The organism is Nocardia sp. CA-120079 (assembly GCF_050955745.1).
In the GTDB taxonomy this organism is placed as follows: domain Bacteria; phylum Actinomycetota; class Actinomycetes; order Mycobacteriales; family Mycobacteriaceae; genus Nocardia.
In genome coordinates this window covers 4,068,434-4,084,107 of the sequence record NZ_CP192088.1, presented here as the reverse complement: position 1 = coordinate 4,084,107, position 15,674 = coordinate 4,068,434, and the positions used below count along the sequence as shown (strand labels likewise).

Here is a 15,674-nt window from a genome sequence, read left to right as displayed (position 1 = left end):
GCTCAGCTCCTTGCTCGAAGTTCTACGGATTCTTCGCCGTGTGGTGACCAGGTCCCGAATCCGCCTGCCAGATACCGTTTTCTGGCTGCTGAACGCATGATCTTTCCACTGCTGGTCTTCTGCACCTGGCCGGCCGTGGTCAGCACCACCTCGCCGATGGCCAGTTCGTGCTCCCGGACGACCGCCGTCCTGACCGCGCCCACGATGTCGGCGACATCGGCCTCCGGCGCGTCACGCTTGACCTCTTGCACCACAACGAGTTTCTCGCCGTCACGCCCGGGCACCGAGAACACCGCGCCACCGCCGATCCGGAGCGCGGGATGCGCGGACTGAACGGTGTGTTCGATGTCGTGCGGGTAATAGTTCCGCCCGCGGACGATGACGAGGTCCCCGAGCCGGCCCACCACATACAGCTCACCGTCCACCACGACACCGAGGTCGCCGGTGCGCAGGTAGGTTCGGGCGGGATCGTCGGCGCATCGCGCGTGGAAGGTCTCGGCCGTCGCCGCTGGCTTCTCCCAATAGCCCTGTGCGACATGCTCTCCCGACACCCAGATCTCGCCGATCCGTTCCGGCGGGCAGGGCTGCCCGGTTTCGGAATCCACGATGCGCAGTTCTTGCTCCGCGAGCACACGCCCCGAGCCGACAAGGGTGCGGGCCCGCTCGGCCGCCGCATCGGCGTAACGACCGCAGCCGAGTGCATCGGGATCCACGTCGAGCGTCAGCGGACCGCGCCCTTTCCGGCTGCCCGCGACGAGCAAGCTGGCCTCGGCGAGGCCGTAGCACGGATACAGCGCCCGAGCATCGAACCCGTGCGGTGCGAAGGTTTTCGCGAATCGGGACAAAGTCCCGGCGCGGATCGGCTCGGCTCCGTTGAACGCCACCTTCCAGCTGCTCAGATCCAACTCGAGCACCTCTCCCGCGGCGCGCGCGACACAGGCGTCGAAGGCGAAGTTGGGGCCACCGCTGGTGTGCGCGCGATACCGGGAGATGACCTCCAGCCACAGCAGCGGTCGGCGAATGAACGTCGTCGGCGACATCAGTACGCTGGTCGCCCCCACATACAGCGGCTGCAGCACGTTGCCGATCAAACCCTGGTCGTGGAAGAAGGGCGCCCAGCCGACCACGGTCGAGTCCCGGTCGTGGCCGAACGCCTGCCGAATCATCTCCTCGTTCGCCATCAAGTTCCGATGCGAGACCATGACCCCTTTGGGAGCCGCCGTGGAACCGGACGTGTACTGCAGGAACGCGACGGCATCGAGCTCGGCGACGGTGGGCGTGACGCCCGCCCCCGCCACGGGCAACTCGTCGACGGCAAGCCAATGCCGGGCCGCACAGATCGGCGCCAGCGCCGGTCGCAGCGTCGCGATCATCGCACCGAGCGTCAGCACCGCGACTGGCCCGCAGTCGACGGTGATGGCTCGCGTCGCCTCCTGCACCTTGTCGCGGCGCGGCGGATTCAGCGGCACCGCGATGACACCCGCATAGAGGCAACCGAAGTACGCGACGATGAAATCCAGGCTCTGCGGGAACACCAGCAGCGCGCGGTCCCCCGGCGCGCACCGGGATTCGAGCTCCGCCGCCACCGCCAGCGCCCGGTCGTGCAATGCGCGGTAGGTCAGTGTGGTTGTCTCCGAACCGTTCTCGTCCAAGAACACATAGGCGGTCCGGTCGGGCTCGTCGACGGCGCGGCGCTGCAGGATGTCGGGAAGCAGGATTGGGTGCGGCACGTCGGTCCTCACAACAATGCGGTAGTCATCGCCGCCGCGATGGCCACTCGATGCCGATGGTGGAAGTAGTGATCGCCGGAAAATCCGTGGATCGCGAAGCCGCCGCCCGTCAGCTCATGCCATGCCGCGATCTCGGCCGGGTCGACCACCGGGTCCTCGGTGCCGTAGAACGCCGTGATCGGGCAGCCCAGCCTGGGCAGCGGCTGATAGTGGTATTCCTCGGAGAGCTCCAGGTCGGCGCGGGTCAGTGGTAGTGCGTAGCGCAGGAAGGCGGCGCTGCGTCCCGCCGCACCCCATGCGTTCATCGCGGTCAGCGCCGCGGCGAAATCGTCTTCGGCCAGATGGTGAATCGGTGTGCGGCTCGAAATCAATTGCGGCGCACGACGGCCGGAAACGAACAGGTGCGTCGCCGGTCTGCCCGCCGCCGCGAGCGCGCGGGCCAGCTCGAACGCCACCAGCGCTCCCATGCTGTGGCCGTAGATCGCCACTCGCGCACCGCCCAGCTGCTCGAGCTGCGGCATCAACCCGTCCACCGCGTCACCGACGCGGCGCAGCGCCTGCTCGCCGGACAGATCCTCCCGGCCGGGGAGCTGGACCCGGACCGCGGCGATGTCCCGCGGGAACAGGTCCAGCCAGCGGTTGAACGATGACGCGCCCGCACCAGCGTGGGGTATGCAAACCAGCTGTACGGGGGCCTCGGCGCGCTCCTGCCGCAGCCAGGTCCTAGTCGATCGCAGGACGGTCATCGGACGCTCCGGAGTGTGACCGGTAAGTTTTTCAACCCACGAACAATGAAACTGTGGTCCTGCCATGCCAACTCGCCATCCGGTGACTCCAGGTCCGGTGAGTGCCGGTACAAGTATTCGAAAGCGATCTCCGCCTGCAGTTCGGCGAGCAGCCCACCCAGGCAACCGTGCATGCCGTGGCCGAAGGCGAGATGATTGCCTGCGGTGCGGGTCAGATCGAACTCGTCGGGTCGGTCGAAGACGGCGGGGTCGCGGTTGGCGGCGCCCAGGCACACCAGGACTTGGTCGCCTGCCGATACCCGTTTCCCATCGATATCGGCGTCGCGGGTGGCCAGACGTTTGGTCAGCTGGAGCGGACAGTCATAACGCAGCGCCTCCACGACGGCGGCCCTGACCAACGTGGGCCTGCGCCGCAGCAGCGCGGCCTGATCCGGATGCCGCAGCAGTGCCAGCACACCGTTACCGATCAACGATTTCGTGGTCTCGTTGCCCGCGACGAAACACATGATGCAGACGAAGATCAGCTCCTCGTCGCTGAGCATGTCGCCACCCGCCGTGCGCGCGGCGAGCAGCCGACTGATCAGGTCGGCGCCGGGCCGGGATCGGCGCTCGGCGAGCACCCCGTCCAGGGCGGTAGCGAACTCTTCGACCACAGCACAGACGCGTGCCAAGTCCTCGGCCTTCATCAGTCCTGGTTCCAGCAGGAACCGAATGTCGTGGGTCCATGGGCCGACCCGTTCGCGCAGGTCGCCGGGAAGGGCCATCCATTCGCACAGCACCGTCACCGGCAAGGGCGCGGCCAACTCGGTGATCACGTCCAGGCCGCCCGCGTTCCAGGCTCGCCGCATCAGGTCCTCGGCGACCCGGGTGACCAGGGGGCGCAGCTCGGCGACCGCCCGGGCGGTGAACACCCGATTCACCAGTCCGCGCAGCCGTGCATGGTCCGGATTGTCGGTGAACACCAACGACTTACGGCCCAGCCGCTCGATCCGCGCGACATTGTGCTGCCCGAATCGCTCGGCCTGCTCGCCCACCAGCCGCGGAATCAGTCCAGCGCTGTACGAGCGGTCGTGCAGGACCCCGCGCACATCGCTGTGTCGGGTGAGCACCCACATCCCCAGTGTCTTGTGCACCGGCTGGGTCTCACGCAGTTGCCGGTAGAGCGGGTAGGGGTCGCGGCGGAACTCCGCGCTGAAGGGGTTGAACCGGACACGTGGCCGAATCGGCTCGGCCTGGCCGGGTGTTCGCACCGTCATCCGGCCCGCACTCCTCGACCGAAGAATCCGTCGCCATAGGGTGCCAGCACGAGCCGCAGCAGACCGATCTTGCCCATCCGGAAGCCGAGCGCGGAGAGCTTGAGGTAGCGCTCGTAGCGAGCGACCACCTCGGTGCCGACGATCTCGGCGGCTTCGGCACGGTTCGCCCGAAGTCTGCGCGCCCATTCCTCGCAGGTCCACGCATAGTCGAGACGCCCATTGGTGAGGCAGCGGATCTCGAAGACGCCTTCGGCCGCGGCCGCGATCTCGGCGAGCGTCGGCAGGTCCGCGTCGGGGAAGATCTCCCGCTGCATGAACGTGTTCGCATGCTCGCGCTCCATATTGGCGTAGACGATCGTTTGCAGCGACAGCACGCCGTCGTCGTTCAGCCAGTTGCGGCAGCGGGTGAAGAACTCCCGGTACACCCGAATCTTCTCGGCAGGCGAATCATCCGGCCGGGCAAAGTGTTCGAAGGCGCCGATCGAGATGATGCCGTCGAAACGGATGTCCGGCTCGTAGTGCATCCAGTTCTCCAGCCGCACTTCTATGCCTGGAAAGTCGCGCGACCGCACGAACTCGGCCTGCTCGGCGCTGAGGGTGAGCCCGACCGACCGCGCGACCGCGCGCTGCTCCGACAGGCGTTGCAGGATCGCACCCCACCCGCACCCGATGTCCAGCACCGCCGCGGCGCTGTCGGCGCCGATCGCGTCCAGATGGAACCGCAATTTCCGTTCCTGAGCGGCTTCCAAGGTGTCGGCGCTGCTCTCACGCAACGCACAGGAGTAACTCAACGACGTATCGAGCCACAGCCGATAGAAGTCGTTGCCCGCGTCGTAGTGGTGCCGGATCGCGGCCGCCGCCGCATCAGCGCGATCATCGCCGATCGTCGCGGACACGGCTACGCCACGCTCCGCCGGCTCTGCTCGTGCAGATAGCCGGCCACCGCGTTGATATTGGGGTTCTCGAAGAGATCCTCGGGCGCCAGATCGACGCCATAGCGCGCCTCGACTTCGATCAGCAACGCAACCGCGAGAGCGGAGTCGACTCCCATCCGGTCGAAGTCCGCGGCCGGGTCCACCGCTTCCGCCGGAATCTCGAGCAAATTTCCGAGATATTCCCTGCACCACCGGACGATGGCGTCTCTACTTGTGTCCACTGGGTGTATTCCTCACGCTGCGTTACCGACGGGTTCAGTGTTTCCGGAAATACGTTTGGCGGCCATCCGCGGCGCGGACGGCATTTTCAGATCCGAGGCCAGACCGAATATCTCCAGCAGTTTGATGAGCCAGAAACCGGGATCGAGCCGGTACCAGTCCAAACCGAAGGAAGGCGATTCGGGGAATGCGTGATGGTTGTTGTGCCACGACTCCCCCAGCGTCACCAGGGCGAATATTCCGCCGTTGTGGCTGTTCTCCCGCGATGCGTAGCGGCGGGTACCGAACATGTGCAGGAAAGAATTGATCGCCCAGACGATGTGCTCGAGTACGAAGATCCGCACCAGACCGCCCCACAGCAGACCGCTCACCGCCCCGGTCCAGCTCAGCGAAACCAGCCCGCCGATCACCGTGGGGATGAGCAGCCCGAGCCCCACCCAGTAGTAGTAGAGGCGGGCGATCCGCACCAAGCCGCGATCCTTGATGAGGTCGGGAGCGTAATGCACGACGTTCGGGTATTCGTGGCGGCGCATCCACAGGAAATGCGAATGCACGAGGCCCCGCAGCGAACCGAGTAGACCACCGCCGGATAGGTTGGGCGAGTGCGGATCCCCTTCGCGATCGCTGTATTCGTGATGCCGCCGATGCAGCGCCACCCAGGACACCACGCCGCCCTGTCCGGCCATCGACCCGAATATCGCCAGTAGCCCGGCGACCCATGGCACCGCCTTGAAGGTGCGGTGGGTGAACAGCCGGTGATAGCCGACGGTCACGCCGAGCCCGGTCACCAGCCACATCGAGAACAGCAACCCGAATTCCATTACGCCGAACGGACGTACCGCGAGAAACGCGAATGCGCAGGCCGTGCCGAGAATCGGCAGAATATCGAAAAGAAGAAAATGCCGACGCTGCAGCCGATGAATGTATGGACTGCTGATCGTTTTCCTACGCGGCTCGGGCAAGTCGCCATTCGGATGATTATCTTCGGCCATCACTCGACTACACCTCATCGGTCCGAGACCGTTTTCGCCAGCGGGACCCCTCGACCGTAACCTCGGCGACCGGACCGCCATCGCAGGACCGAGTGCTACCGATCGCAAGATCGAAATCGCTGATCGCGACCCGGTGCCGAACTACTCTGCAGGCAGATCAATGCCACGACTGCGCCACAATATCCGCGCAACTGTCGCGGGCTTCAGCAATGTTTCGGGCGGGTCGACCAGATTGGCGACCCGCATGAACGTACGGGCGAGGGTGGGGTCGACGTGCGCGGCACGATGTGCGCGTGTCACGTAGGAATTCAGCAAACGGATTCGAGGCGTTCGCCGCCCGACCACGCGGGATGGTTCAGGTCGGCGCGGGTGGACATCCGCCACGCCACATCGACGTAGCGCGCCGCATGGGCATAAAACCGGGCCGGCAATTGGGCGGTGCCTTTTCGAAGGCATGCGCGCATGAATCTCATCGCGACCGGCCTGCTCGCCCTCGCGCGCAACCCGGCCCAGGGCGCCGGTCACCGTCGCGTCACGGTCACCTGCACAGTGTCCTGTCCGGGAGTGGCGGTGAGTTGAAGCAGCCGGGCATCGGGTAGGGACACGACGTCAGCGCCCCCGATTTCGACCCGGTAGCCGTTGGGGTAGTTGCTCTGCGGCAGATACACCTCGGTCCGGGTTCCAGGTGCGAACGGTTCACCGAAATCGGCGCGGCGGGTACTGAATTGGAGGGTGAACGTCCCGGTCGTGCTGTCGTAGTGCCACTGCTGCGGGGTGCCTGCGATCGCACGTGGATATGGCCGGACGATCGCCGGGTCCATCAGGTTGGGGCCGGTCGGCGGCTCCTGGGGATGACCAGGTGTCCGGTCCTGCGGTCGGGACCAGAACAGCCAGGAAGCCATGTGGTCGTCGAATCTATCGGTGAGACCGGTCAGTTTCGCCGAATCTTTGGTCGCGCCGAACTCGGTCACCAGCCCGACAACGCGCTCGGCGTCGGCGCGATCCAATCCGTTGCTCACACAGGTGTCGACCGGTCCGACGCAGTAGTCGTGAAAGCTCATCCCCGCGTTCGGATCGCCGGTTGGATTCGGCATCCAGTTCGGCGTACCGAAGTCGTTGGTTACGGACGGCTCGTAGAACAGCAGGTGGTTCGGGTCGACTCGTCGGATCGCGTTCATAGCTTTTGCTTCGAACGGCGCGAGCACACCGCCCTCGAACTGGGGACAGCCCTGGGGAAAGCACGTCGGGTATTCCCAACCGGGCCACGGCTCGTTGATCAGGTCGTAGCCCAGCACGTACGGCTCGTCTGCGAAGCGTTGCGCGACATGCGCCCACATGGCCGCATAGTGTTCCTGCAGCCCGATGCCATCGGGCGCAGCATGGTCGTGCCAGAGGTTCGCCCACGTTTGGTTTTGCGCGGGGCTTGTGAAGTAGACCAGCGGAAAGCCTGGATTCGGCGGCAATGGGAACCCGTCGGTGAACGTCGCCCAGTCGGGGAACCCGCTCCAACTCGCGCCCACCGATTCGTTGAACCCGTCCTGATGGGAATCGACAAGGCTGTAGATGTTGTACCGGGCCAGCAACTGCTGGGTCTGCTCGAGCTGCGCGATGTAGTTGTCGTCGTACACGCCGGGCTGCGGCTCGACCGCGTTCCATGCGAAACCCAGCCGCACCGCGTTGAAACCGTTGTCCGCGAGGAACTGGGCGTCGTTGTCGCCGAAACCTCCCGCCGCGGGGAAGTAGGGCGGGTACTTGTAGACCAGATTCACACCGTGCAAGGTGACCACCCGGCCCTGCTCGTCGGTGAGCCAGCGGCCCGCGTGCCCCAGTTCAGGAGCCGTGGGTGCCGCCTCGGCCGGTGTGGTCAGTCCCAGCAGCAACATCACCAACCCGAGACACCGCGCTGTCGCGGACATCATGGTCATCGCGCAAACCTTTCGACGAGTATGCGCCTACGGCACCGACACCTGGCGAAGCGCTCCGATACACGGCAGCCCCCCGTGCGCGGATAAATCCGTCCAACGAGATGGTCTAGACCACGGCGCTGATGCGGAAATGCTATATATGCCGCCGACCGGATTCGATCACGACACTCCGCCGCACACCGCCGACGTCGCATGCCTCGAACATCGCCTCGGAGAGAGAGGTCGCAATGCTCTTCCGCCGAGCCGGTTCCGCTAAGTTATGCTGAGAATTTGCGGGGCTTCATCTCAGTGTCTGATCGACTTTGTTGGCAATACCTGACCACAACGTGATGGCAAACGAATGAGGTTCAGATTAGCTGGTCATCCGGTTTTGCACGGCAGCCGCCCGCCGGAGCCCGAAACCGGTTCGAGCATCGCCACAAGTTTGCGCAACGGCCGAAGCCAGCCGACCAAGGACGCGATGTGGGCAGGAAACCGGATGACAATCGCTGGGCAACGTCGTTGCGCTCGGCGCTTTGCGATCCGCAGCCACACCCCGCGCTAGATCGTCCACCTCACAACCACTAGGAGACCATCGATGCTGCTGTCCAGTTTTCGCCGCGCGTTCGCCATTCCGGTGACCTGCGTCCTCGCAGCGACCGGCACGTACCTGGCTGCCGGCTGCGGCAACCAGCCCGGCACCGACAGCACAGCAGACAACCATGCTTCGGCCTCGACGTCTGCGTCACCGCAACGGCAGGCCTTCACCTTCGGCGCCGGCTACGGGACGACCGTTGCCGCCGACCAGGCCGGACATCAATGGGCGCCCGCCGCCTCCGCCGCGATCACCCCGGGGATACAGACCTATACCCACGGCGCTGTCCAATGCACAGCGAACTACGTCTTCATCGATGACACCGGCCATGTGTACATCGGCCAGGCGGCCCACTGCGGCACCACGGGACTCGTCACCGACACCGATGGCTGCACCGCCGGTAGCCTCCCGCTGGGAACCGCCGTGAGTTTCAACCGCAACGGCTCGCCGGTTTCCGGCGCGACGACCGCCGCCGGGCAACTCGCGTACAGCAGTTGGCTGACCATGCAGGAAAACGGCGAGCAGGACCGAAATGCCTGCGCCTACAACGACTTGGCGCTGGTGAAGCTCGCGCCGGAGGACATCGGGAAAGTCAATCCGAGCCTGCCGCACTGGGGCGGCCCGGTCGGCATCAACACCAGCGGCACGAATGCCGGCGACCACCTCTACAGCTACTGGAACTCAATTCTGCGTGGCGGAATCGCCGGCCTGTCCCCTCAGATCGGTGAAAGCAAGATCGACGATGTCGCTGCCAGCGGCTGGACCCACGCGTTTGTCGCGACCATCCCCGGCATTCCGGGCGATAGCGGCAGCGCCTTCCTCGACAGCGATGGCAATGCGCTCGGCACTCTGTCAACGCTCGCCATTTCGGTTCCCATAGTCAACAACGTCGGTGACATCAGCCGCGAATTGGCTTACACCCGAGCGCATTCCGGTATTTCGGGTCTGCGCCTGGTGCTCGGGACCGAACCGTTCACGCCGAACCGTTGACACGGCTTATTCTGCCTCGGAATTCGCTCTAGAATTGCTGAATATTCGACCCGTCTACCTGATCGAAGGTGATGTGCACCCGTTGTGTCGAGGGTGCCGCGATCGTGCGCTGGTCCTACGGCGTGCGCAGAACTGCGATACGAGGACAGCTCGCCATGACAGATGTCGACTATTGCGTGATCGGTGCAGGCTTCGCAGGACTGACAGCGGCACTGCGGCTGAAACAGGCGGGTCGATCGGTAGCGGTACTGGAAGCCCGCGACCGGCCGGGCGGGCGCACATTCACCGAAGTGCGTGCCGACGGGTCGTGGCTCGATCGCGGTGGCGCGTGGGTAGGACCGGGGCAAGACCGGATCCACGCACTGATGGACGAGTTCGGGGTACCGAGTTACCAGCAGTACACCGACGGTGAGGCCATCATGGTGGTCGAGGGCAAGCAGCACCGCTACACGGGCACGATTCCGTGGACGATGAGCCCGTGGGCGGCGTTGAACCTCGGTGCTGCGTTATTGGAGCTGGGACATATGTGCGAGTCGGTTCCCCTCGACGCGCCGTGGGCATCGAAGCAGGCAGGCAGATTGGACCAGCTCAGCCTGGCGCAGTGGCTGGACGACCACGTGCTGTCCAGGCCCGCCCATGATCTGCTCGAGACCGCCGTCGCGGGCTGTTACACCTCGGCCGCCTCGGAGGTGTCACTACTGTTCGTGCTGTACCAGATGGCCTCGGCGGGAGGGCCGAACTTCGTTCTCGGCGTCAAGGACGGCGCGCAGGATGCTCGGCCGGTCGGCGGCATGGGTGCAATCTACCGGCCGATGGCGGCCGAGCTCGGCGGCTCGATCCACCTGTCGCAGCCGGTTCGCCGGATAGAACAGGACTCCGCCGGTGTCACGGTGCGGGCGGAGGAGGTGACGGTGCGCGCGCGTCGGGCGATCGTGGCGGTTCCCCTGGCCATCGCGAGTCATATTCTGTACGAGCCCATGCTGCCGGTCGATCGATCGTTTCTGCATCAGCGGATGCCGAGCGGCTCGATCATCAAGATTGCCGCCGTGTACGACGAGCCGTTCTGGCGGCGCGACGGATTGTCCGGACAGTCGGCCGCACCGGGGTCACCCGCGACCATCACCATCGATGCCTGCACGGATACCGGGCGACCCGGGATCCTATGTGTCATCGTCGAGGGACCCATCGCGCGGCAAGTCGGACAACTCGACGAGGCCGAACGAAGGCAGGCGGTACTCGGCGCGCTGGTCGAGCGGTTCGGCGACATGGCCGGCTCCCCCGTCGACTACGTCGAGCACAACTGGACTGTCGAGCGCTACTCCGGCGGCGGGATGCTGAGTCACGCCCCCACCGGTGTCCTGACCCAGTTCGGCCATGCTCTGCGGGAGCCGTGCGGCCGCATCCATTGGGCCGGAACCGAGAGCTCTGCCGTCATGTGCGGTTGGGTAGACGGAGCCGTTCGCTCGGGAGAACGGGTGGCAAGTGAAGTGCTCGCGCACGAAACCGCGATCGTGGTCTAGCGGTTTCCCCACCCGCTCGGTCCCGAACGCTGCACCATGGATACGTGCAGTGCGGCCAATGCCGCGTTCTCTTCCCGTTGTGTTCAGCGATTCATCCCCGCCACACAGGAGGAACCGAGATCCATGACGACTACCCGGAATTATCGGCGCACCAACCACGTCGCGACCGTCTTCGCAACAATGGCGACAGCCATGGTCGTATCGGCTGCTCCCGCTCTCGCCGCTGCGACCATCGATATCTCCCGCGCCGGACCGACGATAGTTCAAGTCACCTACAGCTGCGATAACTCCGACGGGGTGACCAGCATTCGGGCGATGATGGGCGAACCCACCGCCGACGGCCCGGCCGCCCAGGGCACGCAGAACGCCGTCACCTGCGACAATACCCAACACGATGCGAGCATCGCGATGACAGACACCCCTGGACAGCCACCTCTGGGGTCGGGTCAAGTCCAGGTGCGCGTCGCACTTGTCGACAGCAATGACACGGTTGTATCCGGACAGGCGAAGCTATTCGCCATGCAATAGGGAACCACCCGTGCGGCCGCTGCTGTCATGGTCGGTGACATAGGGCAGGCGCCGGTACTCACGATCCAAGGGTCAGTAGTAATGGCGTCTGCCGCCGACGGCGCGGCCCGTCGACCCCAATAGGAACAACACGAGCCCGATAATCAGAACCACGATCCCGATGGTCCACAGGATCGGGATGCTGAATATGAACCCGACGATAAGAAGAATGATTCCGAGAATGATCATGGCCAGCTACCTCGTTTCGCTGCTGTTTTCGAAGGGTCTCCGAAACCCTCCGGTGCTGGTATCGGTTACCCAGCCACGGCCACGGGAAGCAACAGCCACGATGATCAACCCGTGTGCTGCATATTCCAGTAGACGCCTCGAGATCCAGGATGTACACACCCCGCCTATCGAGCTCGATCGTGTTCTGCTCGCCAACACACGATCGGCAACGGCGATAGGCCCATTCGCGGGACTTGCGCGGATATTGCGGCGAGCGTCGTCCGGCAATCCGAGTTGATCGAGGAAAATTACGCGTCAGGGCGTGGAATATCACCGCGCCACGCGCCGGTTTCCTGCTGCCGGCCTTCGATGAAGTGCTTGAAGCGCTGCATGTCGCCATTGACGCGGTGCTTCAGCACGCCGAGCTTATCGGCGGCGCTCTCCACGAATCCCTCCGGATCGATCTCCATTTGCGCGGTGATCCGCGTATGGGTGTCGTCCAGACGATGAAAAGTGATCACCCCCGCGTGATCGGGACCACTGTCGGACTTCCACGCGACACGTTCGTCGGGATGCTGCTCGGTGATGGTCGCGTCGAATTCCCGGGTCGCGGGTCCAACGTGGATACGCCAGTGGGTGTGCTTGTCGTCGAGTTGGTCTACCGCCTCCACGCCGACCATGAACTGCGGGAATGTCTCGAACTGTGTCCATTGGTTGTAGGCGGTGCGAACCGGTACTTCGACATCGACGGTCGCTGCCACGGTGCTCATCTCAGTTCCTTTCCGAGCTCGTCCCGATGCCGCCGCTTATGCGTTCGGTCGGGGTCGAATATGTCCGACCTGCTTGTTTCCTGCCGGTCTTCTGGCGGATAACCCGCATTCCGACAGCCAAACAACGCCGCTGGACAGACTTGTCGCGGTATCCAGAGATAACGCCGTTCAGTCGGTGAGTCGGTATGTCGCGAAGATGCCTTTGTGGTCGCTGACCCACTGCGCAGGCGAGGCGACGAAGTTGTCCTGGGTCGTCGTTTGCAGTCGGGCACCGCGCACGATGGACCCGCGCGGGCCGATGATGCCGACGGCGGACAGACACAGGGCGGCGCCCTGAGCGAAGATGTAGTCGACGCGGTCGCGTTCGTCGGCCTCAGGAGCCCAGGCGAGCTCGGAGACATTCACATCGATGTTGTCCGAAGGCCAGGTGAGTCCCGGATGGGTGGCCGGGTCTGGATACATCGATCGATAGGCATCGATGAAACCGGCTTCTTGCAGGCGCCGAGTGGTCTCCCACGCCGACACCACACCGTTGTGGTCGAACAACTTCGCTGTGGCGGGCGTCCAATCCAACAGGGACGGCTCGTTCAGATCGCCACCCATGATGACCGAACACCCGTCGGCGATTTCGGCTTTCGCGTCGGCGAGAAAGTCGCTGATGACCTCTGGGCGGCCCGAGGCCGCGTTGATGCGCTGAATCACGGCCAGGTCGGTCACTGGTCCGTCGGGCAGTTTGTTCCACTCGTGTGCGGCGAACTCGCCCGGCGCCGGGACTCCGGGACCGTAGCCTCGGGGCAGGTTGGAGGCGTACCAGCGATACTCCAGATGCGCGGAGTAGACGGTGAGGCGCTTTCCGCCGATGTTCAACCGCACCTTGACCATCCATTGCAGGTCGGTGCTGTCCTGGACCGGAAACACCGACAGAATTCCGGTGTCGTGCGAGGCAATGGCATTGAACTCGCGCCCCCGCCGCACCAGTTCGGCCGCGACGGCCGTGGTCGCTTCGGTTGCCTCCGAAAGCAGCACGATCGAGGCCTGTGTCGAGATGATGAGATCGGTGATCAGCTGAATACCGGTGGAGATCTTGCTACCGCTGTGCCACGTGTTCAATGCCAGCACCCGGATCTCGCGTGCCGCGGGTGCGGCAGCGGCGGAAATCTCCGAACCAGCCTCGAGCGCTCCGCCGTCCGCTGCCCTTGCCGACCCCAAGTCGCTTCGCCTCATCAACCCATCATGGCCTCCCACATCACGCCGGCGATCGGGCTCGAGTGAATTCGCGAGGTGCGTCCGACTTCGTTCGTGCGCCCGCTCGGTCGATACGCATTCACAGCGAGTCGCCGCATCGCGAGATTCGAGTAGTGAACTACCCGTGACCAGGCACGATGGCGGATGGAAACTGACGATGAGCATCGAAGAACGACGTGCGGGAGCCGGGGCCATGGGTGGTGACATCGAGGTCTGGAAAGACAGAGTGCTGTCGGTCCTGGACACCGTGCCGGTGGGCAAGACGGTGAACCAGAAGAGATTGCTGACGATGATCGCCGCGCGGTTTGCCGCCAAGTTCGAGGCAGGCGAACGCGATTCGATGGCCGGTGAGCCGATGTGGTGGGTCGCGGTCTCCGACGCGCTGAGCAAGCTCGGTGACGACGGACTCGTCGTGACGGGATCACCGATCGCACTGACCGCGCTCGGCCGGAGCGAGGCGCCCGACGCGATCGCGCGCGCGGCGGCCTACGTTCCGACGCGGGGGCGGATGACGGCAACCGGCGCGCCGGGCAGGTTGCCGGTCGCGGGCGTTATCGCTCCCCCGTTGCGCGCGCATCTCGAGACTCGCAGATCAGGGCTCGCCCGAGCGGTGGAGGCGGGTACCGCGTTACCTGCCGGGGCCGACGATCCGATATCGGTCATGGTCGAGCTCAACTCGAGCTACGGCCGCGGCCTCAATGCCGCGTTCAACCGGCTCAAAGAGCTATGGAAGCTCGCCGCGGCCGCTGGTGCCCCTTACCGCCTCACCGACGAGTACGCAACGGGGCGGCTGGCCCCCGACCAGATCGAGGGGCTGGTGGCGGCGGATGCCGTGGCGTCTGACATGTCGGCGCGGGCAATGCAGCGCATCTGGCCGGACTTCGAGATCCACGGTCAGATCGACCAGTCCTTTGTGACGATCAAAGCCGAAGCCGCCCAACGATCGTTCAACGCGTACGGCGAGGGAATCGTCTGGGCCGTCGTGGATTCGGGCATAGACCGCAACCATCCTCATTTCCTCACCAACGAAACCCTCACCCATCCATCGGTGCGCGATCTGCATCGCACGTGCCCCGGAGACGGACCTCCCGTTCGTGACGGCGCCCTGCTCGACGAGGAGGGCCACGGCACCCATGTCGCCGGGATCATCGCCGGCGGACTGAATGGATGGGCGAAAAAGGTTGTCGTCACCGAGAATCGGTACAACACCGCCGACGGAGCCGAGCTGCGCAGGCGCACAGTCGTCGAGCCTGCGCGCCTGTCCGGGATCGCACCACGGGCGAGGCTGGTGAGCCTCAAGGTACTCGGCGCGAAGGGCAACGAGACAGCGCGGGTCGGGCGCGTGATCCAAGCTCTGTCATATGTGCGCAGGGTCAATGCGGCCGGCGACAACGCGCCCCGGATCCACGGCGTAAACCTCAGTCTCGGTTACGGATTCGACCCGGCGTGGTACGCGTGCGGGAGCAGCCCGCTGTGCATCGCGGTCGACAACCTCGTCCGCAGTGGCGTCATCGTCGTCGTCGCGGCCGGTAACTCGGCCTACGTCAGCCTCTTCGTCGAAGACCAGAACGCACCGACCCGGTTCAGCACCGGAATGACGATCAACGATCCGGGAAACGCCAAACGTGCGGTCACCGTCGGTTCCACGCACCGTGATGCGCCACATACCTATGGGATCTCCTACTTCTCGTCGCGGGGACCGACGGGCGACGGGCGGATGAAGCCGGACCTGGTCGCTCCGGGCGAACGCATCACATCGGCTGCCGCGGGCGAGCTCGGCGCAGACGCCTTTCGATCGTTGGGCAGACACGAGGAAGGCGCGGCAGTGTATATCGAGCAGAGCGGTACCAGCATGGCCGCCCCGCATGTGTCAGGTGCCATCGCGGCGTTCCTGTCGGTCCGGCGCGAGTTCATCAGTGACCCCGAATCGGTCAAGCGGATCTTCGTCGAGTCGGCGACGCCGCTGGGTCGCGACCGTTATCTCGAAGGCGGCGGACTCGTCGACCTGATGCGCGCCCTCCAATCCGTCTGAATCTG

At 64.9% G+C, this 15,674-nt stretch carries 14 protein-coding genes; 4 read left to right on the top strand and 10 right to left on the bottom strand.

Annotated features, from left to right (window positions below; all coding sequences use genetic code 11):
* Window positions 1-2: 2 nt before the first annotated feature.
* From ACQPYR_RS18575 to ACQPYR_RS18545, 7 genes are all read right to left on the bottom strand, one after another.
* Entirely contained in the window at window positions 3-1,730 is a 1,728-nt protein-coding gene (locus ACQPYR_RS18575) for a fatty acyl-AMP ligase (RefSeq protein WP_433633852.1), read from the bottom strand.
* 8 nt (window positions 1,731-1,738) lie between these two features.
* On the bottom strand, window positions 1,739-2,476 hold the full coding sequence (locus ACQPYR_RS18570; protein WP_433633850.1) for a thioesterase II family protein: 738 nt from the start codon (window positions 2,474-2,476) through the stop codon (window positions 1,739-1,741).
* Window positions 2,473-3,732: a cytochrome P450 gene (locus ACQPYR_RS18565; protein WP_433633848.1), complete on the bottom strand. Its 1,260-nt coding sequence runs from the start codon at window positions 3,730-3,732 to the stop codon at window positions 2,473-2,475. Before ACQPYR_RS18565 ends, ACQPYR_RS18570 begins: the two co-directional genes overlap by 4 nt.
* On the bottom strand, window positions 3,729-4,628 hold the full coding sequence (locus ACQPYR_RS18560) for a class I SAM-dependent methyltransferase (protein WP_433633846.1): 900 nt from the start codon (window positions 4,626-4,628) through the stop codon (window positions 3,729-3,731). The genes ACQPYR_RS18565 and ACQPYR_RS18560 overlap by 4 nt, the downstream gene beginning before the upstream one ends.
* Window positions 4,629-4,630: 2 nt before the next feature.
* A complete protein-coding gene (locus ACQPYR_RS18555; RefSeq protein ID WP_433633844.1) occupies window positions 4,631-4,888 on the bottom strand; it encodes an acyl carrier protein in 258 nt (85 codons plus the stop codon).
* 12 nt (window positions 4,889-4,900) lie between these two features.
* Entirely contained in the window at window positions 4,901-5,878 is a 978-nt protein-coding gene (locus tag ACQPYR_RS18550) for an acyl-CoA desaturase (RefSeq protein WP_433633842.1), read from the bottom strand.
* Between the two features lie 521 nt (window positions 5,879-6,399).
* On the bottom strand, window positions 6,400-7,803 hold the full coding sequence (locus ACQPYR_RS18545) for a cellulase family glycosylhydrolase (protein ID WP_433633840.1): 1,404 nt from the start codon (window positions 7,801-7,803) through the stop codon (window positions 6,400-6,402).
* A gap of 577 nt (window positions 7,804-8,380) precedes the next feature.
* On the opposite strand from ACQPYR_RS18545, the gene ACQPYR_RS18540 reads away from it, so the two are divergent.
* From ACQPYR_RS18540 to ACQPYR_RS18530, 3 genes are all read left to right on the top strand, one after another.
* On the top strand, window positions 8,381-9,367 hold the full coding sequence (locus ACQPYR_RS18540; RefSeq protein WP_433633838.1) for a hypothetical protein: 987 nt from the start codon (window positions 8,381-8,383) through the stop codon (window positions 9,365-9,367).
* A gap of 155 nt (window positions 9,368-9,522) precedes the next feature.
* Window positions 9,523-10,887, top strand: coding sequence for a flavin monoamine oxidase family protein (locus ACQPYR_RS18535; RefSeq protein ID WP_433633836.1), 1,365 nt, complete (start codon window positions 9,523-9,525; stop codon window positions 10,885-10,887).
* 123 nt (window positions 10,888-11,010) lie between these two features.
* Window positions 11,011-11,415 carry a hypothetical protein gene (locus ACQPYR_RS18530; protein ID WP_433633834.1) on the top strand — a complete coding sequence of 135 codons (405 nt, stop codon included), beginning with the start codon at window positions 11,011-11,013 and terminating at the stop codon, window positions 11,413-11,415.
* Window positions 11,416-11,487: 72 nt separating this feature from the next.
* On the opposite strand, the gene ACQPYR_RS18525 is transcribed toward ACQPYR_RS18530, so the two are convergent.
* The 3 genes from ACQPYR_RS18525 to ACQPYR_RS18515 all read right to left on the bottom strand — a co-directional run bounded on the left by ACQPYR_RS18525 (window position 11,488) and on the right by ACQPYR_RS18515 (window position 13,616).
* Window positions 11,488-11,643 (bottom strand): DUF6131 family protein, encoded by a 156-nt coding sequence (locus tag ACQPYR_RS18525; RefSeq protein WP_387283899.1) that lies wholly within the window; start codon window positions 11,641-11,643, stop codon window positions 11,488-11,490.
* 287 nt (window positions 11,644-11,930) lie between these two features.
* Window positions 11,931-12,392 carry an SRPBCC family protein gene (locus tag ACQPYR_RS18520; RefSeq protein WP_387283901.1) on the bottom strand — a complete coding sequence of 154 codons (462 nt, stop codon included), beginning with the start codon at window positions 12,390-12,392 and terminating at the stop codon, window positions 11,931-11,933.
* 168 nt (window positions 12,393-12,560) lie between these two features.
* Window positions 12,561-13,616: an endonuclease/exonuclease/phosphatase family protein gene (locus ACQPYR_RS18515; protein ID WP_433633832.1), complete on the bottom strand. Its 1,056-nt coding sequence runs from the start codon at window positions 13,614-13,616 to the stop codon at window positions 12,561-12,563.
* 178 nt (window positions 13,617-13,794) lie between these two features.
* Between ACQPYR_RS18515 and ACQPYR_RS18510 the strand changes: the two genes are divergently transcribed.
* On the top strand, window positions 13,795-15,669 hold the full coding sequence (locus ACQPYR_RS18510; RefSeq protein WP_433633830.1) for a S8 family peptidase: 1,875 nt from the start codon (window positions 13,795-13,797) through the stop codon (window positions 15,667-15,669).
* Window positions 15,670-15,674 lie beyond the last annotated feature (5 nt).